We start from the raw sequence: 24,481 nt of genomic DNA on the forward strand, positions 1-24,481 counted from the left end.
CCTCACGCCGCTGGGCCACGGCGCGCTGTGGCTCGCCAAGGCGGTGGTCAGGGCGCTGGTCGTGGTGCCCGCCGTCTTCGTGTACCGCTGGGTGCTCCGCCCGGTCGGGCGCGGCCTCGTCGCCGTCGGCCGCGAGATCGTCGCGGTGGCCGAGGTCGCGTGGCGTGTCGCCGGGTACGTGTCGCGGGCGGTCGGGCGCGCGCTGAAGTGGCTGGCCTGGAACCTGCTGGGCCGTCCGGCCGCCTGGTTCTACCGCACCGTGTGCGTGCCCGTCGGGCACGCCGTCCGCGACCACGTCTGGCGTCCGGCCCGCAAGGCGGCCGCCGAGGCGGGGCGCGCCGCGAAGGCCGCGCTCGTCTCCGCAGGTGAGGCGGTACGCAGGGCCCGCCGCGACGCCTGGCGCGCGCTCGTCGGCGGGGCCCCCGCGCGGCAGCCCCTGGAACCTTCTCCCGTCCCGGCGCGTACTCTGGGTAGTACAACGACCGCTCCTGGCGCGGCGCCCGCACCCGAGATCTCCCTGCGAAAGCGGGGGTGAGCCGGGCGGGACCCCTGGGAGCCGCCCGAATTTTCGTGGGCGGCGCGCCACCCGCGCCCGCCCCGCACCGAGGAGAAGAACCACTGGGCAAGCGACAGCCCGAAGGCCCGCCGCCCGCACCGGCAGTGCAGCGCATTCGCCTGCGCTACACCAAGCGCGGCCGCCTCCGGTTCACCAGCCACCGCGACTTCCAGCGCGCGTTCGAGCGTGCGCTGCGCCGCGCCGAGGTGCCCATGGCGTACTCGGCGGGCTTCACCCCGCACCCCAAGGTGTCGTACGCCAACGCCGCCCCCACGGGTACGGGCTCCGAGGCCGAGTACCTGGAGATCGCGCTCACCGAGCCGCGTGACCCCGCCACGCTGCGGGAGCTGCTCGACGAGTCGCTGCCGGACGGGCTCGACATCATCGACGCCGTCGAGGCCCGTACGTCCGGACTCGCCGACCGGCTCACCGCCTCCGTGTGGGAGCTGCGGCTCGACGGGGTGGAGGTGGCGGACGCCGAGCGCGCCGTCACCGCCTTCCTCGCCGCCGACGCCGTCGAGGTGCAGCGCAAGACCAAGAACGGCATGCGCAGCTTCGACGCCCGGAGCGCCGTGGCGGATCTCCAGGCGGCTCCGGCGCCGGGCGATAGGCCCGGAGAGGGCCCCTGTGCGATACTGCGGCTGGTTGTTCGGCACGTGACACCTGCCGTACGACCCGACGACGTCCTGTCCGGTCTCCGAGCTGTGGCCGACCTGGCGCCGCCGGTCCCCGCAGCGGTGACCAGGCTGGCGCAGGGGCTCTTCGACGAGGAGTCCGGCACGGTGACCGACCCGCTCGCGCCCGACCGCGAGGCAGTCACGGCCGCCCCACCCAAGGCCGCCGGACTCGCTTCCGCGACGGCGGCGCCCGAAGGTTCAGGTTCCGCGTAGGGGCGGTCGTTGCAGCGCGGCCCTGGTACTCGGGAGCCACCTGGGTCGGGCCGCGTGGACACACAACAGACTTTCGCCAGGCCGTGCGCAAACCGCGTACGGAACCGGCGAGCCAGACATAACAGCTCCCGTGCGGCGCCCGCGCCCGACGCGGCGCCCGGGAGCGTGACGGGAGAACCGCCCGCATGCTCGAGCCGAACGACACCGGCGTGACCGCCGGTAACAACAACAGCGAAGAGAACAACTCTCCGAGCGACACGCTGCCCCCGCGCCGTCGGCGCCGTGCCGCGTCGCGCCCGGCGGGCCCGCCGAGTGGCGCCACGGCCCCGCCGGAGGCCGCCGAGGTCGTGGTGCAGGACACGCCGGCCGCGCCCGCCGCCGCGCCGCAGCCGCAGGAGCCCGCCGAGGCCCCGGCCGCCGCCGAGGCACCCGCTCCGGCGCGTCGTCGTGCCACGCGCAAGGCCACGGCGCCCGCCGGCGCTCCCGAGGCCCCGGCCGCCGCCGAGGAGCAGCCCGCCGCTCCCACGCGTCGTCGCGCCACGCGCAAGGCGACCGCGCCCGCCGGTGCGCCCGAGGTCGAGGTTGCCGCCGAGGAGCAGGCACCTGCCCCCGCGCGTCGTCGTGCCACGCGCAAGGCCACGGCGCCCGCCGGCGCCCCTGAGGTCGAGGCTGCCGCCGAAGAGCAGGCACCCGCTCCCACGCGCCGCCGCGCCACCCGCAAGGCGACCGCGCCCGCCGGGCCGCCGAAGGCCGTGGAGGTGGAGGAGCCCGCTCAGGAGCCGGTTCAGGAGCCCGCTGCCGAGGCTGTCGCGGAGGCGCCTGCCGTGGAGGAGGCGCCCGCGCCTGCTCGTACGCGTCGTCGTGCCACGCGCAAGGCGACCGCGCCCGCGGGCCCGCCGAAGGCCGTCGAGGTGGAGGAGCCGGTTCAGGAGCCCGCTGCCGAGGCCGTCGCCGAGGTCGTCGCGGAGGCGCCTGCCGTGGAGGAGGCGCCCGCGCCTGCTCGTACGCGTCGTCGTGCCACCCGCAAGGCCACCGCGCCCGCCGGGCCGCCGCAGGCCAAGGCGCAGCCGCAGGCCGAGGAGTCCGTCGCCGAGGAGGGCGAGAGCCTGCCCGCCGGCACCGTCGCGCAGATCGCCGCCGACGAGGACGAGGTCGCCGCCGCGGAGCGGGCCGCCTCCCGCGGCCGTACCCGCCGCCGCGCCGCCGCGCCGCAGTTCACCACCGACCCGGCGCACAAGACGGAGCGCCGCCGTGCCACGCGGCCCGCCGTGCCCGTCTTCCAGGCCCCGGTCTTCACCGAGCCGATGTTCCAGACGCCGGAGACCGCGGCCGCCGCTGCCGCCGCCCGCGCCGCGGAGCCGGAGGAGGACGAGGCCCCCGAGGTCACGCAGACCGCGCAGGCCGCCCCCGCGCCGGTCGCCGAGGCCGCCGAGCCGGTGGAGACCGGTGGACGCCGCCGTCGCCGCCGCCGGGGCGAGCCGGTCGAGCCCGTCGCCGCGGCCCCCGAGCCGGAGGCGGCCGAAGAGGCCGAGGAGCCCGAGCCGGAGGCCGCGGCCGCCGAGGAGGGTGAGGAGTACGAGGACCGCCCGTCCCGTCGCCGCCGCCGTGGTGGCCGCCGTCGCCGCCGTGGCGAGATGACCGATGCGGACGAGGCCCGCGAGGACGCCGACGAGGCCGAGGAGACCGACGCCGAGGCCGCCGAGCACGAGGCTGAGGACGAGGAGGACGAGGCCGCCGAGCACGAGGGCGAGGCCGAGGAGGGCGACGACCACGAGGCCGGCACCCCCTCCGCCGCCGGCACCAGCAGCTCCCGCCGCCGCCGTCGCCGCCGCCGCCGCACCGGTGAGGCGCCCGCCGAGGCCGAGGCGCCCGAGGAGGACGGCGTCCGTACGGTCGTCAAGGTCCGCGAGCCGCGCCCGGCCCGCGAGAAGGCCGAGCCGTCCGACGAGGTGCAGTCCATCAAGGGCTCGACCCGCCTGGAGGCGAAGAAGCAGCGCCGCCGCGAGGGCCGCGAGCAGGGCCGCCGCCGCGTCCCGATCATCACCGAGGCCGAGTTCCTCGCCCGCCGCGAGGCCGTCGAGCGCGTGATGGTCGTCCGCCAGAGCGGCGAGCGCACCCAGATCGGCGTCCTCGAGGACAACGTGCTCGTGGAGCACTACGTCAACAAGGAGCAGGCCACCAGCTACGTCGGCAACGTCTACCTGGGCAAGGTCCAGAACGTCCTGCCGTCCATGGAGGCCGCCTTCGTCGACATCGGCAAGGGCCGCAACGCCGTCCTGTACGCCGGTGAGGTGAACTTCGAGGCGCTCGGCATGGCCAACGGGCCGCGCCGCATCGAGACCGCGCTCAAGTCCGGCCAGTCCGTCCTCGTCCAGGTGACGAAGGACCCGATCGGCCACAAGGGCGCCCGCCTCACCAGCCAGGTCTCGCTGCCCGGCCGCTACCTGGTGTACGTGCCCGAGGGCTCGATGACCGGCATCAGCCGCAAGCTGCCCGACACCGAGCGCGCCCGGCTGAAGACCATCCTCAAGAAGATCGTCCCCGAGGACGCGGGCGTCATCGTGCGCACCGCCGCCGAGGGCGCGAGCGAGGACGAGCTGCGCCGCGATGTCGAGCGGCTCCAGGCGCAGTGGGAGGACATCCAGAAGAAGGCGAAGAGCGGCAACGCCCCGACCCTTCTCTACGGTGAGCCGGACATGACCGTCCGGGTCGTCCGCGACATTTTCAACGAGGACTTCTCCAAGGTCATCATCAGCGGTGACGAGGCGTGGGAGACCATCCACGGTTACGTGTCCCACGTGGCGCCGGACCTCGCCGACCGGCTGCAGCGCTGGACGTCGGAGGTCGACGTCTTCGCGACGTACCGGATCGACGAGCAGCTGATGAAGGCGCTCGACCGCAAGGTCTGGCTGCCCTCCGGCGGCTCGCTGGTGATCGACAAGACCGAAGCCATGGTCGTGATCGACGTCAACACCGGCAAGTTCACCGGCCAGGGCGGCAACCTCGAGGAGACCGTCACCAGGAACAACCTGGAGGCGGCCGAGGAGATCGTGCGCCAGCTGCGCCTGCGCGACCTGGGCGGCATCGTGGTCATCGACTTCATCGACATGGTGCTGGAGTCCAACCGGGACCTGGTGCTGCGGCGCCTGCTGGAGTGCCTGGGCCGGGACCGTACGAAGCACCAGGTCGCCGAGGTCACCTCGCTGGGCCTGGTCCAGATGACCCGCAAGCGGGTGGGCCAGGGCCTGCTGGAGTCCTTCTCCGAGACCTGCGTCCACTGCAACGGCCGTGGCGTCATCGTCCACATGGAGCAGCCGACCACCGTGGGTGGCGGCGGCAACGGCGGCAAGCGGGCCAAGAAGCGCGCCCGCGCCGCCGAGGCCGCCGAGGCGATCGAGGCCCCGGCCGTCGAGACCCCGGAGGACGAGGCGGAGCCGGAGGTCGAGACCGAGGCCGAGCTGGCCGCGGAGGTCGCCGCCCCGGTGGCCGTCGAGGAGCCCTTCCGCCCCGACGAGGAGCTGTACTCCAGTGTCGCGGAGGCCGAGGCCGCCGCGGGCCGTGGCCGTGGCCGCCGCCGGGCGACGCGCAAGGCGACGGCTCCGGCCGGCGCCCCGCGTACCGCCCAGGAGCCGACGCCGCAGCCGGCGCTGGCCGAGGTGGCCCCGGAGACCATCGAGGTGGAGGCGGTTCCGGCCGTCGCCGCCCCGGCGGAGGCCCCGGCCCCGGAGGTGGCCGAGGCGGCCCCCAAGGGCCGTACGCGCCGCCGCGCTACCCGTAAGGCGACGGCCCCGGCGCCCGCCGAGGCCCCGGCCCCGGTCGCGTCGGAGGCCCCGCGCCGGCCGGAGCCGGAGCAGTCCGCCCCGGAGCAGCCGGTGCAGGCCGAGCCGGTCGCCGAGCCCGTCGCTGCCGAGCCGGTCGCCGAGGAGGCCCCGGTGGCCGCTCCGCCGCGTGCCCGGCGCCGCGTGGTCCGCAAGGTCACCGCTCCCGCCGGATCCCCGGAGGCGGCCCAGGCCGCGATCGTCGTGGTGAAGAGCGCCCCGGCCGAGCCGGAGGCTCAGCCCGAGCCCGAGCCCCAGGCCCCGGCCCAGGCGGAGCCCGAGGCCGCGTCGGAGTCCGAGGCCCCGGCCAAGAAGGCGGCCGCTCGCAAGACCGCCAAGAAGGCCACGGCCAAGAAGGCGGCCACCAAGAAGACGGCGGCCGCCAAGAAGACCACGGCGAAGAAGACGACCGCCAAGAAGGCCGCCACGAAGGCCACCGCCAAGAAGGCGACGGCCAAGAAGACGGCCGCCGCCGAGCAGGCCCCGGCCCCTTCCGTGACGGCTGTCACGGAGGACTGACGGCAGGCCACCGGGCCGACGGGATTCAGCCATCGGCCGGGGGAACATCCCCCGGCTGACGGTTGAACACTTCGCAAGGCACGGTGGAACGTTCCGCGTCCCGCCCCGGGATTCCCCGGGGCGGGACCGGGATTTTGTTTCGCAATCGATGCCTCCGGTCGTTAACGGGCCCGAAATTGGCGAGGAAATTCCTGATAATGTGACGCCGGTCGCTGCCGTGGGCGGGCCCCGCCCGGAGACTACGGCGGTGACCGACCCGGTTCCGGGACAGACCGGTCCCAGCAATCCTCGGTAGGGCGTCGGCATCGCGCCGGAGGGGTACGCGCGGCCTCGCGAGACGTCCGCTCACCCCCAGACCTCTGCCAAAAGAGCTCTTGCGGTGTTCATAGGAGGACGTCCATGCCGAGCATCAACGAGCAGCCCATCCCCGCTGCCCGCCCGGTCATCGGTGAAGAAGAGATCGAAGCCGCCGTACGCGTACTGCGCACCGGCCGCGTCGTGCAGGGCCCGGAGGTCGCGGCCTTCGAGGAGGAGTTCTCGGAGCTCGTCGACGGCCGCCACTGCGTCGCCGTCAACTCCGGCACCTCGGCGCTGCACCTTCTGCTGATGGCCATGAACATCGGCCCCGGTGACGAGGTGATCGTCCCGTCCTTCTCGTTCGCCGCCTCGGCGAACGCCGTCCGCCTGGTCGGCGCCGACGTCGTCTTCGCGGACATCGAGCGGGACAGCTTCAACCTGGACCCCGCCGCCGTCGAGGCCGCCATCACCCCGCGTACCGCCGCGATCATGCCGGTGCACATCTACGGCAACCCGGCCGCCATGGACAAGATCATGGCCATCGCCGACAAGCACAAGCTCGCGGTCGTCGAGGACGCCTGCCAGGCCCACGCCGCGGCCCTGAACGGCACCCCGGTCGGCGCCTTCGGCACCGGCGGCACCTTCAGCTTCTACCCGACGAAGAACATGCACTCCCTCGAGGGCGGCATGGTCTCCACCGCGGACGCCGAGATCGCCCGCACCCTGCGCCTGCTGCGCAACCAGGGCATGGAGCAGCGGTACGCCAACGAGATCGTCGGCGCCAACATGCGGATGACCGACGTGAACGCCGCCATCGGCCGCGTCCAGCTCGGCAAGCTGAACGGCTGGACCGAGCAGCGCATCGCCAACGCCGCGTACCTCTCGGAGCACATCACCGCCCCGAACGTCGTCACGCCGGTCGTCGCCGAGGGCGCGCGCCACATCTACCACCAGTACACGATCCGCGTGACGGGCGGCGAAGGCGCCCGCGACGCCGCGATGGCGAAGCTCACCGAGGCGGGCGTCGGCAACGCCGTGTACTACCCCACCCCGATCCACCGGCTGAAGCCGTACTGGGAGCCGGACCAGAAGGCGGGCCGCACCTGGGACCTGCCCGAGACGGAGAAGGCCGCGGCCGAGGTCGTCTCGCTGCCCGTGCACCCCTCGCTGACCCAGAACGACCTGGAGCGCATCGTCACCGCCGTGAACGCGCTGGGAGAGAACCTGTGACTGCTGCTGGACTGCGGGCCGGCCTGATCGGCCTCGGCTCGATGGGACGCCACCACGCCCGCGTACTGGCCGGGCTCGACGGCGTGACCCTCGTCGGAGTCGTCGACCCGATGGGCGACAAGAACGGCTGGGCCCAGGGCGCGCCCGTCCTGTCCACCGTCGAGGAACTGATCTCGCTGGGCATCGACTACGCCGTCGTCGCCTGCCCGACCGCGCTGCACGAGGAAGTCGGCCTGAAGCTGGCCGAGGCCGGGGTGCACGCGCTGGTCGAGAAGCCGGTCGCGGACACCGTCGAGGGCGCCCGCCGCCTCGTCGAGGCGTTCGAGTCGCGCGGCCTGGTGGCCGGCGTCGGCCACATCGAGCGCTGCAACCCCGCGCTGCGGTCCCTGCGCACCCGCCTGGAGGCCGGTGAGCTGGGCGACGTCTACCAGGTCGTCACCCGCCGCCAGGGCCCCTTCCCGCACCGCATCGCGGACGTCGGCGTGGTCAAGGACCTCGCGACGCACGACATCGACCTCACCGGCTGGGTGACGGGCCAGGAGTACACCTCCATCGCCGCCCACACGGTGTCGAAGTCCGGCCGCCCGCACGAGGACATGGTCTCGGCCGTCGGCCAGCTGTCCGACGGCACGATGGTCAACCACCTGGTGAACTGGCTGAGCCCGCTCAAGGAGCGGTTCACCTCCGTCACCGGTGAGCGCGGCTGCTTCATCGCCGACACCCTCACCGCCGACCTCACCTTCTACTCGAACGCCGCGGTGGCGACCGAGTGGGAGGCGCTGCGCGCGTTCCGCGGTGTCGCCGAGGGCGACATGATCCGCTACGCCATCCCGAAGCGCGAGCCGCTCCTCGTCGAGCACGAGCTCTTCCGCGACGCGGTGCTCGGCGAGTCGCAGGACATCTGCACGCTGCGTCAGGGTCTGCGTACGGTGGAGGTGGCCGCCGCGGTCCTCGAGTCCGCCAACAGCGGTGCCACCGTGCGGCTCTCCCCGGAGGACTCAGCGAGTTGACCACGCCCGATGTCACCGTCGTGGTAGCCGTCTACAACACGATGCCGTACCTGACCGAGTGTCTGAACTCGCTCGTCGGGCAGAGCATCGGTCTGGACCGGCTCGAGGTCGTGGCCGTCGACGACGGCTCGACCGACGACAGCGGCCGGGAACTGGACCGCTTCGCGGAAAAGTACCCGAACACTGTCAAGGTGATCCATCAGGAGAACTCCGGCGGCCCCGCCGCGCCCAGCAACCGGGCGCTGGAGGTGGCCACCGGCCGGTTCGTGTACTTCATCGGCTCCGACGACTACCTCGGCGAGGAAGCGCTGGAGCGGATGGTCTCCTGCGCCGACAAGCACGGCTCGGACATCGTGGTCGGCAAGATGGTCGGCACCAACGGCCGCTACGTCCACCAGGCGCTCTACAAGAAGAGCGACCCGGACGTGAGCCTGTACGACTCGGCGCTGCCGTTCACGCTGGCCAACACCAAGCTGTTCCGGCGCGAACTGGTGGAGAAGTACAAGCTGCGCTTCCCCGAGGACATGCCGGTCGGCTCCGACCAGCCGTTCACCATCGAGGCGTGCGTCCGGGCCGCCAAGATCTCGGTCGTCGCCGACTACACCTGCTACTACGCGGTCAAGCGCGGCGACGCGTCGAACATCACGTACCGGGCCGACCACCTCGCGCGCCTGCACTGCGTCAGCGAGATCATGCGGCGCGCGGCGGAGCTGATCGAGGCCGGTCCGAAGCGGGACGCGGTCTTCGAGCGCCACTTCACCTGGGAGCTCGCCAAGCTCATCCAGGAGGACTTCCCCCGCCTGGACCGGGAGACGCAAGCCCAGGTGTGCGCGGGCATCGCCCGCCTCGCGGACCTCTACTTCACCGACACCATCCGCGACAAGCTCGACGTGAAGCGGCGCGTACGCATCGGACTCGCCCAGCGCGGCGCGGTCGACGAGCTGGTGCGCGCCATCGCGGACGAGACCGAGCAGGGCGCCCCGCCGTTCCTGCTGGAGAACGGCCGCGCCTTCGCCCGCTACCCCGGCTTCCGGGACGCCCGCCTCGGCCTGCCCGACCGGCTCTTCGAGGTCGTCGCCGAAGCCGTACCCCGTCAACTGGCGGAGGGTACGGCCCTGCTGGGCGCCGAGTGGGACCAGGACGCGGACCGGATGGCCGTCCGGCTCGCGGTGCGGATCCCCGTCACCGGCGAGACGGACTCGGCCACCGTGCGGGCGGCCGCCAAGGCCATGCCCAAGAGCGCGGACAAGCCCGGCGGCCGCCGGCTGCCCGCCGGCACCGACCTGCCGCCCGCCCCGCCCGGCGAGCAGACCCGCGAGGAGACGGCCGACGGCACCGGCACGGTGCTGCGCGTCCGGCTCCCCCTGGAGGCCCACCGGGCCAAGCTCGGCATCCGCGTCTACGTGGAGGTGGCGGGCTCCGTGTACGAGATCCCGGTCCCGGTCCGCGGCCTGCCGCTGCCGCTGGCCCGGCGCTGGCGGGAGCGGGTGCCGTACCGTGTCTCCGCCAACGCCAACCCCAAGGGGCGGCTCGTGATCACCACGGCTCCGCTCTGGGAGCCCTCGCCCGGCGTGGGCAAGCGACTGCGCCAAACGATGTCCCGTGTGAAGAGGAAACTGACCCGATGAATATCTGTGTAGTCGCGCTCGGCAAGATCGGCCTGCCGCTCGCCGTGCAGTTCGCCGCCAAGGGCCACAAGGTCATCGGCGCGGACGTCAACGAGAAGGTCGTCGAGCTGGTCAACGCCGGCACCGAGCCCTTCCCCGGCGAGCACGACCTGGACCGCCTCCTCAAGGAGACCGTCGGCGCCGGCCTGCTGTCCGCGACGACCGACACCACCGCCGCCGTCGCCCAGTCCGACGCCGTCGTGGTCGTCGTCCCGCTGTTCGTGGACGCCGAGGGCACCCCGGACTTCGGCTGGATGGACTCCGCGACGAAGGCGATCGCCAAGGGCCTCAAGCCCGGCACCCTCGTCTCGTACGAGACGACCCTGCCGGTCGGCACCACCCGCACCCGCTGGGCGCCGATGCTGGAGGAGGGCTCCGGCCTGAAGGCGGGCGAGGACTTCCACCTGGTCTTCTCCCCGGAGCGCGTCCTCACCGGCCGCGTCTTCGCCGACCTGCGCCGCTACCCCAAGCTCGTCGGCGGCATCGACGAGGCGTCCACCCGGCGGGGCGTGGAGTTCTACGAGCAGGTCCTCGACTTCGACGAGCGCAAGGACCTGCCGCAGGCCAACGGCGTGTGGGACCTGGGCACCGCCGAGGCGTCCGAGCTCGCCAAGCTGGCGGAGACGACCTACCGCGACGTCAACATCGGCCTGGCGAACCAGTTCGCCCGCTTCGCCGACAAGAACGGCATCGACGTCAAGAAGGTCATCGAGGCCTGCAACTCCCAGCCCTACAGCCACATCCACCAGCCGGGCATCGCCGTCGGCGGCCACTGCATCCCGATCTACCCGCGGATGTACCTGTGGAACGACCCGGAGGCGACCGTCGTGCGCTCGGCCCGCGAGGCCAACGCCGCGATGCCCGAGTACGCCGTCGACCTGCTGGCCGCCGCGTACGGCGACCTGACGGGCGTCAACGTGCTGGTGCTGGGCGCCGCGTACCGCGGTGGCGTGAAGGAGACCGCCTTCTCCGGCGTCTTCCCGACCGTCGAGGCTCTCAAGGCGCGCGGCGCGGTGCCGTTCGTCTCCGACCCGATGTACACCGCCGAGGAGCTCGAGGCGCACGGCCTGACCGCCCACCGGGGCGAGAAGGTCACCGCCGCGATCCTCCAGGCCGACCACGCCGAGTACCGCACCCTGACCCCGGCGGACCTGCCGGACGTCACCGTGCTGGTCGACGGCCGCCGCACCACCGACCCGGCCGCCTGGAAGGGCGTGCGCCGCGTCGTCATCGGCGGCTGACGCTCTGGCGAGCTCTCCACCGGCGAGGCCCTGTCGCGTACCGCGGCGGGGCCTCGCCGCTTTCCCGTCCCGGCACACCGGCGTACGCACGACGGCCGGTTCCCCACCTCGCGGTGGGGAACCGGCCGTCGTGTCACGCGGCGTGGATCAGGACGCGCTGGTGTCCACCACCGGCAGGTGCTCGAACTTGGCGCGGTCCATTTCGTTGGTCACGCGCAGCTCCGGATACGCCTGCGCGATGCGCCACGCCGTGGGCGCCGCGTTGGTGTCGCAGGCGAACACCACGTCCGTCGGCTCCAGCCGCAGCTGGGGCAGGACCTCCCGCTCGGCGATCTTCGCGTAGATGCGCGGGCGCACCACCCGGTAGCCGCGGTGGAACACCTTCTTGTGGAAGCCGCTCGCCAGCTTGCTGTGGGCGCGCCAGGTCGCCTTCACCGCGAGCTCGGGCGCCACCTTGTCCCGCTGCTTGCCGGCCAGCCGGTCCACGCGCCGCAGGACCGCGCGCGGGGCGCGATAGACGACGAACCGCTCACCGCGCGGGATGAGCAGCCGCTGCTCGGCCTTCTCGATGTTGTGCACCCGCACCCGCTCGTCCAGCTGCGTACGGGCCCAGGCGCCCTCCCTGGCCGTGACCAGGTGGACCTCGATGCCCCGGGCGGCCAGGTAGTTCGCGAAGTCGGCGACGCGGCGGGGCCGGGCGGGGGTGTAGGCGAGGAGGAGGGCCCGTCCGGGAGTCAGAGCGCCGTCCGCGGCCTGAGCGGCCGGTGCGGCAGGGGCCGCCGCCGCGGCCTCGGCGGCCTCGGCGTCGACCGCGTCCTCGGGCTCCGGGTCCGGCTCGATGGCCGGCGCCCGGTCCTCGTACACCTCGATGAGCCTGCGGCCGACGACCTCGCGGCTGTACCGGGAGACCAGCACCTCGCGGGCCCGGTCCAGGTCCAGCTGGTCGAAGCGCTCGCGCAGCTCCCAGTAGGCGTCGACGATGACCTGGGGGTCGTCGCTGACGTCCATGAGCCCGCCGGCCAGCTCCTCTATGCCGGCGAGGGTCTCCTCGGGGCCGCGGCTGCGGGTGACGAGCACGGGCAGGCCCGCGGCGTTGGCCTCGACGACGGTCATGCCGAAGGTCTCGGCGCGGCTGGCGTGCACCAGGAGGTCGTACCGGTGCATGAGGCCGTTGACCTCCTCGGGCTGCACGGGCGGCAGGATCGTGAAGCGGTCGCCCAGGCCGAGCTCCTCCGCGCGGGCCAGCAGCTGCTCGGTGAGGGAACCGGCGCCGACCATCGTGAGCGTGGCCTCGGGCTCCTTCTCGGCGACGAGCGCGAAGGCCTCCAGCAGCGGGACGACGCCCTTCGCGGGGAGCAGCCGGCCGACGTAGAGCCAGTTGAGCAGCTTCTCGGAGGGCTTGGCCTCCGCGGTGAACCGCTCGAAGTCGATCACGTTCGGCACGATGCGGATCTTGCCGTCGTGGTGCGGGAACTCGGCCACGATCTGGTCGCGCAGGTGCTTGCTGACGCACAGGAACTCGTCGGCGCGGTGCAGCACCTCGTCGTACAGCTTGCGTCCGGCGGGCTGCCGGAAGATCTTCTCCAGGAAGGAGGAGTGCTCGGTCACCACGATGCGCGCGTCGGGCCGGGCCAGGTGCATGGCCAGGACACCGCCGTAGATGCCGGTGTGCGCGTGGACCACGGGCGCCTCGATCCGGCCGGTGGGCAGCGCCTTGCGCAGGGCCTCCTCCTGCCGGGCGACCCACACCGCGTAGTTGCGGCGGACGCTGATGGGCACCGGCACGCGCGTGACGACGCCCTCGGGCGTGTCCAGCACCGGGATCAGCTCGCGCCGGTCGAGGAAGCGCTCGGCGGTGGCCTTGATCGCGTCCTGGAGGAGCGGGTCGGCGCTGCCGGGCCAGTCCTCCGTGTGCAGGATCGAGATCCGGTCGTAGCGGTGGGCGACGGCCTCGGCGGCGGCCTGCACGAACGATCCGGCGAACGGGTTGTTCGGGGAGGGGTACCAGGGCGTGAGCACCGCGAGGTCGGCGGGCTCGGTGACCCGCTGTGTGCCCTCGTACGGCTCCAGCCGGAACTCCAGGCCGGGGCGCCGGCGCAGGGCCGTCCACGCGACCGGGAGCGCCTGCGCGTCGCCCGCGACGAGGAGGTCGGCGTTCTTCAGCGGGCCGTCCTTGGCGAGGACCAGCTTGCGGGCGGCCCGCCAGGCGGAGCCCTTCTTGTTGAGCTCGGCCCGCAGGACCCGTACGCCGGGGATCTCGGGCAGGTCGTCCCACGCCGCGTGGCCGGAGACCACCAGGACGACCTCGCGTCCGGCGGCGGCCAGCTTCTCGACGTGGACGCGGGTGCCGCGGACCCGGGACTCCCCGAGCGCGAGATAGAGGACGTGGGTGCTCATCGGTGCTCCTCCACCAGCTTGCGCATCCGCTGTTCCCAGGGGCCGAGCGTCGCCGCACGGGTGTACTTGTGGGCGTGCTCGACGGCGAGCTCGTGCTGCGTTCGGTCGACGGCGCGGGCGGCCTCGGCGGCCGCGATGAAGGACTTCGCGACCTGCTCCGCGTTGAGCTCACCGCCGGCGAACCAGAGCGGGTAGCCGTCGAGGACCTCGGTGGCGGCGATGTCCGGCTGGTGCACGGAGACGATCGGCTTGCCGGAGGCCATGTACTCGAAGACCTTGCCGGAGGTGACGTACCGCGCGCCCGGCACGCAGAAGACCAGCGCGTCGGTCTGCGCGTACACGGCCTTGGCCTCGGTCTTGCCGAAGGCGCCGTGGTAGCGCACGCCGATGTTCTCCTCCAGCGGCAGCCGCTTCGTCAGCGTCGCCACGTCGGCGGGGAAGAAGCCCAGGTGGCCGTGGATGTTCAGCTCGGCGTCCCGGAGCAGCGGGTGGCTGCGCGCGATGCGCCAGCCGTCGAAGAGCTCGTCGAGCGGGAGGTACGAGGTGACGGTGCCGAGGTAGCCGAAGCGCAGCGGCCGGTCCGGGGCGGGCGGGACGTACTCGGACTCGCCGAGCAGCTCCGGCTCCCAGCCGTTGGGGACCACGGTCATGCGGTCGGCGGCGTACGGGTAGCGCTCGATGTGCCACTGCCGCATGCCGTCGTTGACGAAGACGGCCTCGGAGGCGTCACGCAGGACCTTCGCCTCCCACTCGAAGGCCTTGCTGTCCTCCTTGAACTTCAGCTGCTCGGTGAACTGGTTGAAGGTCCACGCGTCGCGGTAGTCCACCGCGTACGGGATCTTCAGCAGCTTGCTGAGCATGTGCGCCGCCACGAAGGAGGCGAAGGGGTTCCCGGTGGCGATGATGAGGTCGAACTTCTCCTTGAAGTGCGCCTTCACCGCGTGGGTGAGGACACCCGGGATCCAGGAGAGGTAGTGCTCGGGAAGGACCTTGGTCTGGAAGAGCTTGTAGAAGCTCGCGGCGAGGGTCGGGAAGTTGCGGCGCAGGCGGCCGAACTGCCGGACGTCCTTCTCCCACGCGTAGTACGCCATGGGCGGGCGGACGACCCGGACGCGCGGGTCGACGGTGTCCTCGAGGGAGGGGTCGCAGGCGTTCTGCAGGTACGTCTCGAAGAACTCGCGCGGGGCCGTGCAGACGGTTACGTCCCAGCCGGCTTCGGCGAAGTGGTTCGCAGTGGCGCGGCCTCTGAAGACACCACTTGCACGGCTGGGCGGAAAGAAATACGCGAGGTACAGAACGCGTGGCCGGCGTCCGCTTGATCCGAGCGGCATGACAGTGGTGGAACCCTTCCCTCAAGGCAAAATGCGTCCATGCTATCGGACGCTTGGATGTGCGTGTCCGGTTCTGTGGCGGAGGTGCCGACGCCTGTGTGACTGGTCACTCCGGGCGGCCGGCCCGTGGATCAGCCGTCAGGCGGAGAGGTCCGCGCGCTCCGAAAGGACCCCGTCCTTCTCCTCGTACAGGGCACCCGTCTTCGGGCAGGCCCACACCCCGGGCTCCCCGTCCCGCTCGACCAGCCGGACGCCCTCCCGGCCGACCCAGCCGATGCGGCGGGCCGGGACGCCGACGACCAGGGCGAAGTCGGGCACGTCCTTGGTGACCACGGCGCCGGCCGCGACCATCGCCCATCGTCCGATACGGACCGGGGCGACGCACACTGACCGCGCGCCGAGCGAGGCGCCCTCGGCGACCTTCACGCCGACGGCCTCCCAGTCGCTGCCCCGCTTCTGCCGGCCCTCGGGGTCCACCGACCGAGGGTTGTGGTCGTTGGTGAGCACGACCGCCGGCCCCACGAAGACGCCGTCGGCGAGCTCGGCGGGCTCGTACACCAGGGCGTAGTTCTGGATCTTCACGTTGTCGCCGATGCGGACGCCGGTGCCGATGTACGCGCCGCGCCCGACCACGCAGGCCTCGCCGAGCCGCGCGTTCTCCCGGATCTGGGCGAGCTCCCAGACGCTGCTGCCGGCCCCGATCTCAGCGGTCTCGTCGACCTGCGCGGTGGGCTGGACCCTGTAGTTCACTCTGACGCCTTTCCCAGTGCCTCTTCGCGGAGTGAGCATACGTGGGCGAGAAAACGCAACCGGTCGGCCGGTCGGTGGTCGGGGGCGGTATTGCCACCCGTGGAGCACGGCCGCACCGCCCGCAGGCCCGGTTTGACCCCTCCACCCGAGCCCCGTAACCTTGACCGTCGGCGTGTTTCCATGCGCGCCAGCTCCTGAGCACCTTCCTCCGCGGGGCCCCCGGGCCCGGGTCGGAGAGGCCGCTCATCCACCCGGAACAGTCACGGACCTCGCCGGTCCGTGCGAGCGGCTGGCATCAGGGGTTCCCGTTCACGAGCAAGGAGAGAACCGTGTACGCCATCGTGCGCAGCGGTGGTCGCCAGCACAAGGTTGCTGTCGGCGACATCGTTGAGGTTGACAAGATTTCCACTGCCAAGGTTGGCGACACGGTCGAGCTCTCGACCCTGCTCGTTGTCGACGGCGACTCCGTGACCAGCGACCCGTGGGTGCTGGCCGGCATCAAGGTCCAGGCCGAGGTCGTGGACCACCACAAGGGCGCCAAGATCGACATCCTGCGCTACAAGAACAAGACCGGCTACCGCCGTCGTCAGGGCCACCGCCAGCAGTACACGGCGATCAAGGTCACGACGATCCCGTCGGCCGCGAAGTAAGGGACTGAGGAGACATGGCACACAAGAAGGGCGCATCGTCCACCCGGAACGGTCGCGACTCCAACGCTCAGCGGCTCGGCGTGAAGCGCTTCGGCGGTCAGGTCGTCAACGCCGGTGAGATCCTGGTCCGCCAGCGTGGCACCCACTTCCACCCGGGCGCGGGTGTCGGCCGTGGTGGCGACGACACGCTGTTCGCGCTGCAGGCCGGTGCGGTTCAGTTCGGGACGCACCGCGGCCGCAAGGTCGTGAACATCGTTCCGGCTGCCTAAGCCACTTACGAGAGGCGGACCTCACTTCCCGTATCGGGAAGCGGGTCCGCCTTTCGCTTGTTGCACCGAAGACAATTCCTACGTAACTGGAGGCATAGGACATGACCACCTTCGTGGACCGCGTCGAGCTGCATGTCGCCGCGGGTAACGGAGGCCACGGCTGTGCCTCCGTTCACCGGGAGAAGTTCAAGCCGCTCGGCGGCCCCGACGGCGGCAACGGCGGCCGTGGCGGCGATGTGATCCTGGTCGTCGACCAGTCGATCACCACCCTGCTGGAATACCACCACTCCCCGCACCGCAAGGCCACCAACGGCAAGCCCGGCGAGGGCGGCAACCGCTCCGGCAAGGACGGCCAGGACCTGATCCTGCCGGTGCCGGACGGCACGGTCGTGCTGGACAAGAACGGCGAGGTCCTGGCCGACCTGGTCGGCCACGGCACCTCGTACGTCGCCGCCGAGGGCGGCCGCGGCGGCCTCGGCAACGCCGCGCTGGCCTCCGCGCGCCGCAAGGCGCCCGGCTTCGCGCTGCTCGGCGAGCCGGGACGCTCCGGCGACATCGTGCTGGAGCTGAAGACGGTCGCGGACGTGGCCCTGGTGGGCTACCCCAGCGCCGGCAAGTCCTCGCTGATCTCCGTGCTGTCCGCGGCCAAGCCCAAGATCGCGGACTATCCGTTCACGACCCTCGTGCCGAACCTGGGCGTGGTCACCGCCGGCTCCACCGTCTACACGATCGCCGACGTGCCGGGTCTGATCCCGGGCGCCAGCCAGGGCCGCGGCCTGGGCCTCGAGTTCCTGCGCCACGTCGAGCGCTGCTCGGTCCTGGTGCACGTCCTGGACACGGCGACCCTGGAGTCCGACCGCGACCCGGTCTCCGACCTCGACGTCATCGAGGAGGAGCTCAAGCAGTACGGCGGCCTCGACGACCGCCCGCGCATCGTCGTCCTCAACAAGATCGACATCCCGGACGGCCAGGACCTCGCCGACATGATCCGCCCGGACCTGGAGGAGCGCGGCTACCGCGTCTTCGAGGTCTCGGCCGTGGCCCGCACGGGCCTGAAGGAGCTCTCCTTCGCGCTCGCCGAGATCGTCTCCAAGGCCCGCGCGGCCAAGCCGAAGGAGGAGGCGACCCGGATCGTCATCCGCCCGAAGGCGGTCGACGACGCGGGCTTCACCGTCACGCTCGAGGAGGACGGCCTCTTCCGGGTGCGCGGCGAGAAGCCGGAGCGCTGGGTGCGCCAGACGGACTTCACCAACGACGAGGCCGTCGGCTACCTCGCCGACCGCCTCAGCCGCCTCGGTGTCGAGGAGGAGCTGATGAAGGCCGGCGCCCGCGCCGGCGACGGCGTGGCGATCGGCCCCGAGGACGACGCGGTCGTCTTCGACTGGGAGCCCACGATGATGGCGGGCGCCGAGATGCTCGGCCGCCGCGGCGAGGACCACCGCTTCGAGGCCCCGCGCCCCGCGGCCCAGCGCCGCAAGGACCGCGACGCCGAGCGGGACGAGGCGCTCCGCGAGTTCGAGGGCTTCGAGCCCTTCTAGCGAGCCCCTCTCACGGGCCTTTCCACAGAGCCCCGTCCCCCGGAACCCGCCACATCGGCCTCCGGGGGCCGGGGCTTCGCGGTGCCCGGCGCCGCGCGGGAGGGATTGGGTCCGTTCACGACACAACCAATGCCGTCGAACAGCCGTCTAGCTACGAGGGGCCGAGCAGAACCGCCCCCGGCACATCGAACGGAGCGTTGATGAAGATCTCCTTCCTCATCCACACCATCTACGGCATCGGCGGCACCATCCGCACCACGCTCAACCTCGCGGAAGAGCTCGCCGACCGCCACGAGGTGGAGATCGTGTCGGTCTTCCGGCACCGCGACATCCCGCTCTTCGACATCGACCCCCGCATCACCGTCGTCCCGCTCGTCGACACCCGCCCCTCTTCGCCCACCAACGAGAAGGAGCACCCGCTCCTGCTCCAGCCCGCCGAGCACTTCCCCAGGAACGAAGCGCGCTACAAGGAGTACGGCAAGCTCACCGACGAGCGCGTCCGGGCGCACTACGCCACCGCGGGCTCCGACGCGGACGTCGTCATCGGCACCCGCCCCGGACTCTCCGCGTACGTCGCGCAGTTCGCGCCCTCCGGTGCCGTGCTCATCGGCCAGGAGCACATGACGCACCACCACCACAAGACGGCCCTGCGCAAGGAGATGTACGCGCACCTCGACGCGCTCGACGCCTACGTCACCGTCTCCGAGGGCGACGCCCGGGTGTGGCGGGAGCACATGCCGCTGCCCGCCACGCGCGTGCTCGCCATCCCCAACAGCGTTCCGGAGCCGCCCGTCGCGCCGTCGGACGTCTCCGGGAAGACGGTCGTCGCCGCCGGGCGGCTCTCCCCGGAGAAGCAGTACCACGTCCTCATCGACGCCTTCGCCAAGGTCGTCAAGGCCCATCCCGACTGGGACCTGCGCATCTACGGCTGGGGTACCGAGCGGGACAAGCTCCTCGCCCGCATCGAGGAACTCGGCCTCTACAACAGCGTCCGGCTCATGGGCCCGCACTCGCCCATCGAGCCGGAGTGGGCCAAGGGCGCCATCGCCGCGTCGAGCTCGCGCCACGAGTCGTTCGGCATGACGCTCGTCGAGGCGATGCGCTGCGGCCTGCCCGTGGTCTCCACCGACTGCGACTACGGCCCGCGCGAGATCCTCACGGACGGCGAGGACGGCATCCTCGTACCCGTGGGCGACACCGACGCCGTCGCCACCGCGCTGCTCACCCTCATCGACGACGAGGAACTGCGCCGGAAGATGGGCGCGGCCGCCCTGCGCAACGCCCGCCGCTTCCACCCGGCCCGGGTCGCCGAGCAGTACGAGGAGCTCTTCGGCGAGCTGCGCACCGCCGCCGCCCAGCGCGCCGAGGCGGGCGGCTACGCCCCCGTCGCCGACTGCGTGGTCGAGCCCGACGGCGCCGTGACCGTCACGCTCGCGGGCCCGCGCCGGGAGGGACTCCACCTCGCCTGCGTACGCACCGACGACCGCACCGACGACCACCGCTTCCCCTTCGACGCCGAGGGCCGCGCCACCATCCCGGCGGACGCGGTGTTCCACGAGGGCATCTGGGAGGGCTCCGTCGAACTGCCCGGCTCCGGGCGGCGCGTGCGCATCACCACCCGTTCCATAGACCAGCGCGGCGCGATGCGCGCCCGGGAACGCGTCACCGGCGGCGTACGCACCCTCGTCCCGTACCCCAGCAAGCCGAAGAAGCAGCTCCTGCTGCGCTCCTGGGTGCGTCCCGTCCACGCCGAGGCCGCCGATCTCCAGGTCTCCCGGGGAGAGATCACCGTTTCCGGTGAACTGATCGGCGCCGCGCCCGCACCGGGCGCACCCACCCTGATCGTGCGCCGCCGCGGCCGCGGCTCCGTCGACCTCACGTACCCCGGCACCTGGCAGGGCGACGGGCGGTTCCGCTTCACCTTCCCCGCCGCCGGACCCGCCGCCCACCAGACCGCGGCCAACCAGTGGTGGGACCTGCTGGTGCGGTACGCCCCCGGCGCCGAGCCCGTCCGCCTCGCCCGCGTCCTCGACGACATCGTCGACAAGGGCCCCGTCTTCGGCTATCCCGCCACGCGGCTGCGCAAGAAGCGGCCCTACGCCCTGCTGCGCATCGCGGCGCGCAGGCTGCGCGGCCTGCCGCAGCAGTACGTCCGCGTCCGCCCGGCGTACGCCGACACCAACGACCTGCTGGTCAACGTCGCCGATGTGCCGGTCAAGTAACCGGGTCCGCACAGCACCATCACACTCCGCCGTCCCCCGTGTGGCGTCGGTCACCGAACGCCCTTCCGGGTGCCGGATCAACTCCCCAGGCCACGCGGTGAACACGGGGTGTCCACCCGGTGCCGGGTGCCTGCCGTCCGCCTTGCGGGACGGTCACGGAGAGTGCGACCATCAGCCCGTCCCCCCGTCGTCGCAAGGTAGGTCGTTCTGTGTCAGCGCCGCATGAAGCCAAGACCCGCACCACAGCAGTCGTCCTGGCCGGTGGTACCGGCCAGCGGGTGGGCCTCGCGATCCCCAAGCAGCTGCTGAAGATCGCGGGCAAGGCGGTCATCGAGCACACGCTGACGATCTTCGAGCAGGCCGAGTGCGTCGACGACGTGATCGTGCTGATGGCGCCCGGTTTCGTGCCCGACGTCGAGAAGATCATCGCCAAGGCCGGGCTGACCAAGGTCACCCGCGTCCTGGAGGGCGGCGCCACCCGCAACGAGACGACGGAGCGCGCCATCCGCGCCCTCGGCGAGGGCCTCGCGGAGGGGGAGGACCGCAACGTCCTCTTCCATGACGCCGTCCGTCCGCTTCTGTCACAGCGCGTGATCAAGGACTGTGTCGACGCCCTCGACCGCTACCAGGCCGTCGACGTCGCCATCCCCTCCGCGGACACGATCATCGTGACCCGCACCCACGGCGAGGACGGCGAGTTCATCACCGACGTCCCGGACCGCTCACGGCTGCGCCGCGGCCAGACCCCGCAGGCGTTCAAGCTCTCCACGATCCGCAGGGCGTACGAGGTCGCCGCCGGCGACCCGAACTTCCAGGCCACCGACGACTGCTCCGTCGTGCTCAAGTACCTGCCCGACGTGCCGATCCACGTCGTACCGGGCGACGAGTACAACATGAAGGTGACCCAGCCGGTCGACGTCTTCATCGCCGACAAGCTCTTCCAGCTGGCCTCCACCGCCGCGCCCCGCCAGGCCGACGAGGCCGCCTACCGCGAGCAGCTCTCCGGCAAGACCGTCGTCGTCTTCGGCGGTTCGTACGGCATCGGCGCCGACATCGCCGCCCTCGCCGAGCGCTACGGCGCCACGGTGTACGCGCTGGGCCGCTCCACCACCGGCACCCACGTGGAGAACCCCGACCACGTCGACGCCGCGCTGGACAAGGCGTACGCGGAGAGCGGCCGCATCGACTACGTGATCAACACCGCGGGCGTGCTGCGCATCGGCAAGCTCGCCGAGACCGACAGCGCCACCATTCAGGAAGCGCTGAACGTCAATTACCTCGCGCCCGTGCACATCGCTCGTGCGTCGTACAAATACCTGGTCGAGACCAAGGGACAGCTGCTGCTCTACACCTCCTCCAGCTACACCCGCGGCCGCGCCGAGTACAGCCTTTACTCCTCCACCAAGGCCGCCATGGTGAATCTCACCCAGGCCCTCGCCGACGAATGGGCCGGCGACGGAATCCGGGTGAATTGCGTCAACCCCGAGCGCACCGCGACCCCCATGCGCACGAAGGCGTTCGGCCAGGAGCCGGCCGGTTCGCTGCTGTCCTCCGAGGCCGTGGCCCGGACCTCGCTGGACGTGCTGCTCTCCGACCTGACCGGCCATGTCATCGACGTACGGCAGCAGGACCCGACCGCCGGGGCGAGCGAGGCGTCGGGCTTCGAGCAGGCCCTGGCGTCCGTACTGGACCGCCAGGGAGATGTGTAATACTCGGCGGATCGCAGAATCTCATGATCTGGATCGCTTGATGTGCAATTCGGGCCTCTGTGTCGCCTCACCGCGAATACAGGGGCCCGAGTTCGTGAACCGCGGGTTCACGGGCCTCGAGTTCATGAACCACCGGTTCACGAGCCCGTGGCTCCTGAACCCCCGCAGCGCAATGTGAAATAAACCGGCACCCCCCTCTGGAGCAGGTTCTTCGTGATTTCGACCGCCATTCGCCTGGTACGCGTGGGCAGTGCGTCGGAGCTGGCCGCGGCAGTCCTGATGGGACTGGGCTATCCGTGCGTCATGCTCGCCGCGCTGATCCCGAACCTCTGGTTCTTCGCGGCCGCCGGTGCCGTGACCTATGTCGCGGACTGGTATCTGCACCAGAAGAAGAGCTATCTGATCAACCGGCTGAGCAAGGTCAGAGCCGGCCTGCCGATCCGCTTCCTGCTGCGCCAGCTGCTGCTGATCCTGCTGCTCGCCCGCGAGAACCTCGCCGAGCAGCCGGTCTTCTACGCCGCGGTCGCCTGCTTCCTGCTCTTCTACGGCCTCCAGGCCCCGCAGGGCGCCCTCGCCACCCTCATCCGGCTGCGGCGCACCATGCCGGTCGTCACCCGCAACATCGACCTGCACGCCGTGCGCATCCCGGACGCCCCGCCGCGCGCCCTGCTGAATCGGTCCGCCGAGAAGATGCTGCACCTCGACATCCCGGCCGTCGCGGGCGTGATCATCGCCGCCGCCACCGGCGAGAACACCGTCGCGTACGCAGGCGTCGCCGCCACCCTCGCGCTGGGGCTGCTCTACACCCTCGTCCTCGTCCCGTACCTGCGCCGGGGCCGCCGGGTGCCGGCCGCGGGCGCGGTCCTCAAGGCCGTCGGCACCTGGCTCGGCGAGTACCAGCCGACCGTCGCGCTGTACTTCTCCGGCTCCGACGACTCCGCGTACCAGGTCAACATGTGGCTGGAGACGATGGAGCAGGCCGACGGCCGACCGATCGTCATCATGCGCGAGCGCAACCTCGTCAAGAAGCTCAACCCGACGTCCGTGCCGGTCCTGTGCGTGCCCGGCGGGCAGCACCTGATGGCGATGGACTTCTCCTCGATCCGCGTCACGCTGTACGCCGCCAACGTCGGCAAGAACATCCACATGCTGCGCGTACCGACCATGAAGCACGTCTTCATCGGCCACGGCGACAGCGACAAGCTCGCCAGCGTCAACCCCTTCTCCAAGGTGTACGACGAGGTGTGGACCGCCGGCCAGGCGGGCCGCGACCGGTACGCGCTCGCCGACGTCGGCGTCCGCGACGAGGACATCGTCGAGGTCGGCCGCCCGCAGCTCGCGCCGATCAAGCCCTGGACGGGTGCGCCGAAGAACCCGATCCCGACCCTCCTGTACGCCCCCACTTGGGAGGGCTGGGACAACAACCCGGGCAACACCTCGCTGCTGCTGGCCGGCGAGAACATCATGAAGCGGCTGCTGAACGCCCCGAGCCCGGTCCGCGTGATCTACAAGCCGCACCCCTTCACCGGCCTGGTCAACAAGAAGGCCAAGGCCGTCGACGAGCGGCTGCAGAAGATGGTCGCCGCAGCCAACGCCGCCCGCGCCACCGACCCGCGCTGGGCGAAGGAGATCGCCGCCGCCCAGGCGTCGCAGACCGCCGCGCGCGCCGAGCTCACCCGCATCGAGGCCCGCATCGCCGAGCTCTGCCGCCCCGGCCGCAAGGGCGGCGACGAGGCCGAGGAGTCGCGCGTCTCGCTCGCCGACCCGCACCGCCTCGCCGAGATCAAGCGGCTGCGCGCGGAGTGGAACGACGCGTACTGGCGCTCCTTCGGCTGGTGGGAGCACCGCGTCGTCACCGGCCCCGAGCCGAAGCTGTACGACTGCTTCAACGAGTCCGACGGCATGGTCTCGGACATCTCCAGCGTGGTGTCGGACTTCATCGCGAGCGGCAAGCCGTACGCCGTGACGGACTCGGCCGAGCTCGGCGCCGAGGAGTTCAAGCGCCAGAACACAGCGGTCCGCGCCGCGGTGATCCTCTCCAACAGCGCCGCCGAGCTGGACGAACTGCTGGCCGCCGTGGCCGACCCGGCCGCCGACCTGCTCGCGGCCGACCGGCGCCGGCTCAAGCAGTACCTGCTCGGTCCGGACGAGCCGACCTCCATGGAGCGGTTCAACGCGGCGGTGCGTGCCCTCGCGACGAAGGCGGAGGCCCGCAACCGCGGCGTGGCGCAGCGGCTGGCCGGCCAGCGGATCGGCGAGCTGGACGCGGAGGCCACCGCGGCGGCCGACGTGGTGACGGACACCGTGGCCGAGAAGGGCGCGGACGAGGTGGCCGCCCCCGTCGCTACCTGACCGAGCCGACGCGAGCGCGGACCTACACCGCGGCG

The 24,481-nt window shown here is 71.9% G+C and carries 15 protein-coding genes and 1 pseudogene; 13 read left to right on the forward strand and 3 right to left on the reverse strand.

The window, feature by feature from the left end; all coding sequences use genetic code 11:
* From ACIRNI_RS14050 to ACIRNI_RS14080, 7 genes and pseudogenes are all read left to right on the forward strand, one after another.
* Window positions 1–535, forward strand: a pseudogene (locus ACIRNI_RS14050) (hypothetical protein); the annotation flags it as partial.
* A 125-nt stretch (window positions 536–660) separates the two neighbouring features.
* Window positions 661–1,446: a TIGR03936 family radical SAM-associated protein gene (locus tag ACIRNI_RS14055; RefSeq protein WP_403551332.1), complete on the forward strand. Its 786-nt coding sequence runs from the start codon at window positions 661–663 to the stop codon at window positions 1,444–1,446.
* Between the two features lie 185 nt (window positions 1,447–1,631).
* Window positions 1,632–5,783: a ribonuclease E/G gene (locus ACIRNI_RS14060; RefSeq protein ID WP_403551334.1), complete on the forward strand. Its 4,152-nt coding sequence runs from the start codon at window positions 1,632–1,634 to the stop codon at window positions 5,781–5,783.
* 399 nt (window positions 5,784–6,182) lie between these two features.
* Complete coding sequence (locus ACIRNI_RS14065) at window positions 6,183–7,310, forward strand: DegT/DnrJ/EryC1/StrS family aminotransferase (protein WP_403551335.1); 1,128 nt, start codon at window positions 6,183–6,185, stop codon at window positions 7,308–7,310.
* Window positions 7,307–8,320 carry a Gfo/Idh/MocA family protein gene (locus tag ACIRNI_RS14070; RefSeq protein WP_403551337.1) on the forward strand — a complete coding sequence of 338 codons (1,014 nt, stop codon included), beginning with the start codon at window positions 7,307–7,309 and terminating at the stop codon, window positions 8,318–8,320. Before ACIRNI_RS14065 ends, ACIRNI_RS14070 begins: the two co-directional genes overlap by 4 nt.
* On the forward strand, window positions 8,317–9,948 hold the full coding sequence (locus ACIRNI_RS14075; protein WP_403551339.1) for a glycosyltransferase family 2 protein: 1,632 nt from the start codon (window positions 8,317–8,319) through the stop codon (window positions 9,946–9,948). The genes ACIRNI_RS14070 and ACIRNI_RS14075 overlap by 4 nt, the downstream gene beginning before the upstream one ends.
* Entirely contained in the window at window positions 9,945–11,228 is a 1,284-nt protein-coding gene (locus ACIRNI_RS14080; protein ID WP_355368334.1) for a nucleotide sugar dehydrogenase, read from the forward strand. The genes ACIRNI_RS14075 and ACIRNI_RS14080 overlap by 4 nt, the downstream gene beginning before the upstream one ends.
* A 147-nt stretch (window positions 11,229–11,375) precedes the next feature.
* On the opposite strand, the gene ACIRNI_RS14085 is transcribed toward ACIRNI_RS14080, so the two are convergent.
* From ACIRNI_RS14085 to ACIRNI_RS14095, 3 genes are all read right to left on the reverse strand, one after another.
* Window positions 11,376–13,625, reverse strand: coding sequence for a glycosyltransferase (locus tag ACIRNI_RS14085; RefSeq protein ID WP_403551341.1), 2,250 nt, complete (start codon window positions 13,623–13,625; stop codon window positions 11,376–11,378).
* Window positions 13,622–14,956, reverse strand: a complete 1,335-nt coding sequence (locus ACIRNI_RS14090; RefSeq protein WP_355355997.1) for a glycosyltransferase — start codon at window positions 14,954–14,956, stop codon at window positions 13,622–13,624. Before ACIRNI_RS14090 ends, ACIRNI_RS14085 begins: the two co-directional genes overlap by 4 nt.
* Window positions 14,957–15,094: 138 nt before the next feature.
* Window positions 15,095–15,706, reverse strand: a complete 612-nt coding sequence (locus tag ACIRNI_RS14095) for an acyltransferase (RefSeq protein WP_355355995.1) — start codon at window positions 15,704–15,706, stop codon at window positions 15,095–15,097.
* A gap of 329 nt (window positions 15,707–16,035) precedes the next feature.
* Here ACIRNI_RS14095 and rplU point away from each other — a divergent pair, with 329 nt between their 5' ends.
* The 6 genes from rplU to ACIRNI_RS14125 all read left to right on the forward strand — a co-directional run bounded on the left by rplU (window position 16,036) and on the right by ACIRNI_RS14125 (window position 24,446).
* Window positions 16,036–16,356, forward strand: coding sequence for a 50S ribosomal protein L21 (gene rplU, locus ACIRNI_RS14100; RefSeq protein WP_361413548.1), 321 nt, complete (start codon window positions 16,036–16,038; stop codon window positions 16,354–16,356).
* A gap of 14 nt (window positions 16,357–16,370) precedes the next feature.
* Window positions 16,371–16,625 carry a 50S ribosomal protein L27 gene (rpmA, locus tag ACIRNI_RS14105; protein ID WP_093477705.1) on the forward strand — a complete coding sequence of 85 codons (255 nt, stop codon included), beginning with the start codon at window positions 16,371–16,373 and terminating at the stop codon, window positions 16,623–16,625.
* A gap of 101 nt (window positions 16,626–16,726) precedes the next feature.
* The gene (obgE, locus tag ACIRNI_RS14110) at window positions 16,727–18,163 is read left to right on the forward strand and encodes a GTPase ObgE (protein WP_403551343.1); all 1,437 of its coding nucleotides are present in this window, start codon (window positions 16,727–16,729) and stop codon (window positions 18,161–18,163) included.
* A 200-nt stretch (window positions 18,164–18,363) separates the two neighbouring features.
* Window positions 18,364–20,385 (forward strand): glycosyltransferase family 4 protein, encoded by a 2,022-nt coding sequence (locus ACIRNI_RS14115; protein WP_403551345.1) that lies wholly within the window; start codon window positions 18,364–18,366, stop codon window positions 20,383–20,385.
* A 209-nt stretch (window positions 20,386–20,594) separates the two neighbouring features.
* Window positions 20,595–22,094: a bifunctional cytidylyltransferase/SDR family oxidoreductase gene (locus tag ACIRNI_RS14120; RefSeq protein WP_355355986.1), complete on the forward strand. Its 1,500-nt coding sequence runs from the start codon at window positions 20,595–20,597 to the stop codon at window positions 22,092–22,094.
* Window positions 22,095–22,307: 213 nt separating this feature from the next.
* The gene (locus tag ACIRNI_RS14125) at window positions 22,308–24,446 is read left to right on the forward strand and encodes a hypothetical protein (protein WP_403551347.1); all 2,139 of its coding nucleotides are present in this window, start codon (window positions 22,308–22,310) and stop codon (window positions 24,444–24,446) included.
* Window positions 24,447–24,481 lie beyond the last annotated feature (35 nt).

The organism is Streptomyces sp. NPDC093546, from assembly GCF_044765045.1.
Classification (GTDB): domain Bacteria; phylum Actinomycetota; class Actinomycetes; order Streptomycetales; family Streptomycetaceae; genus Streptomyces.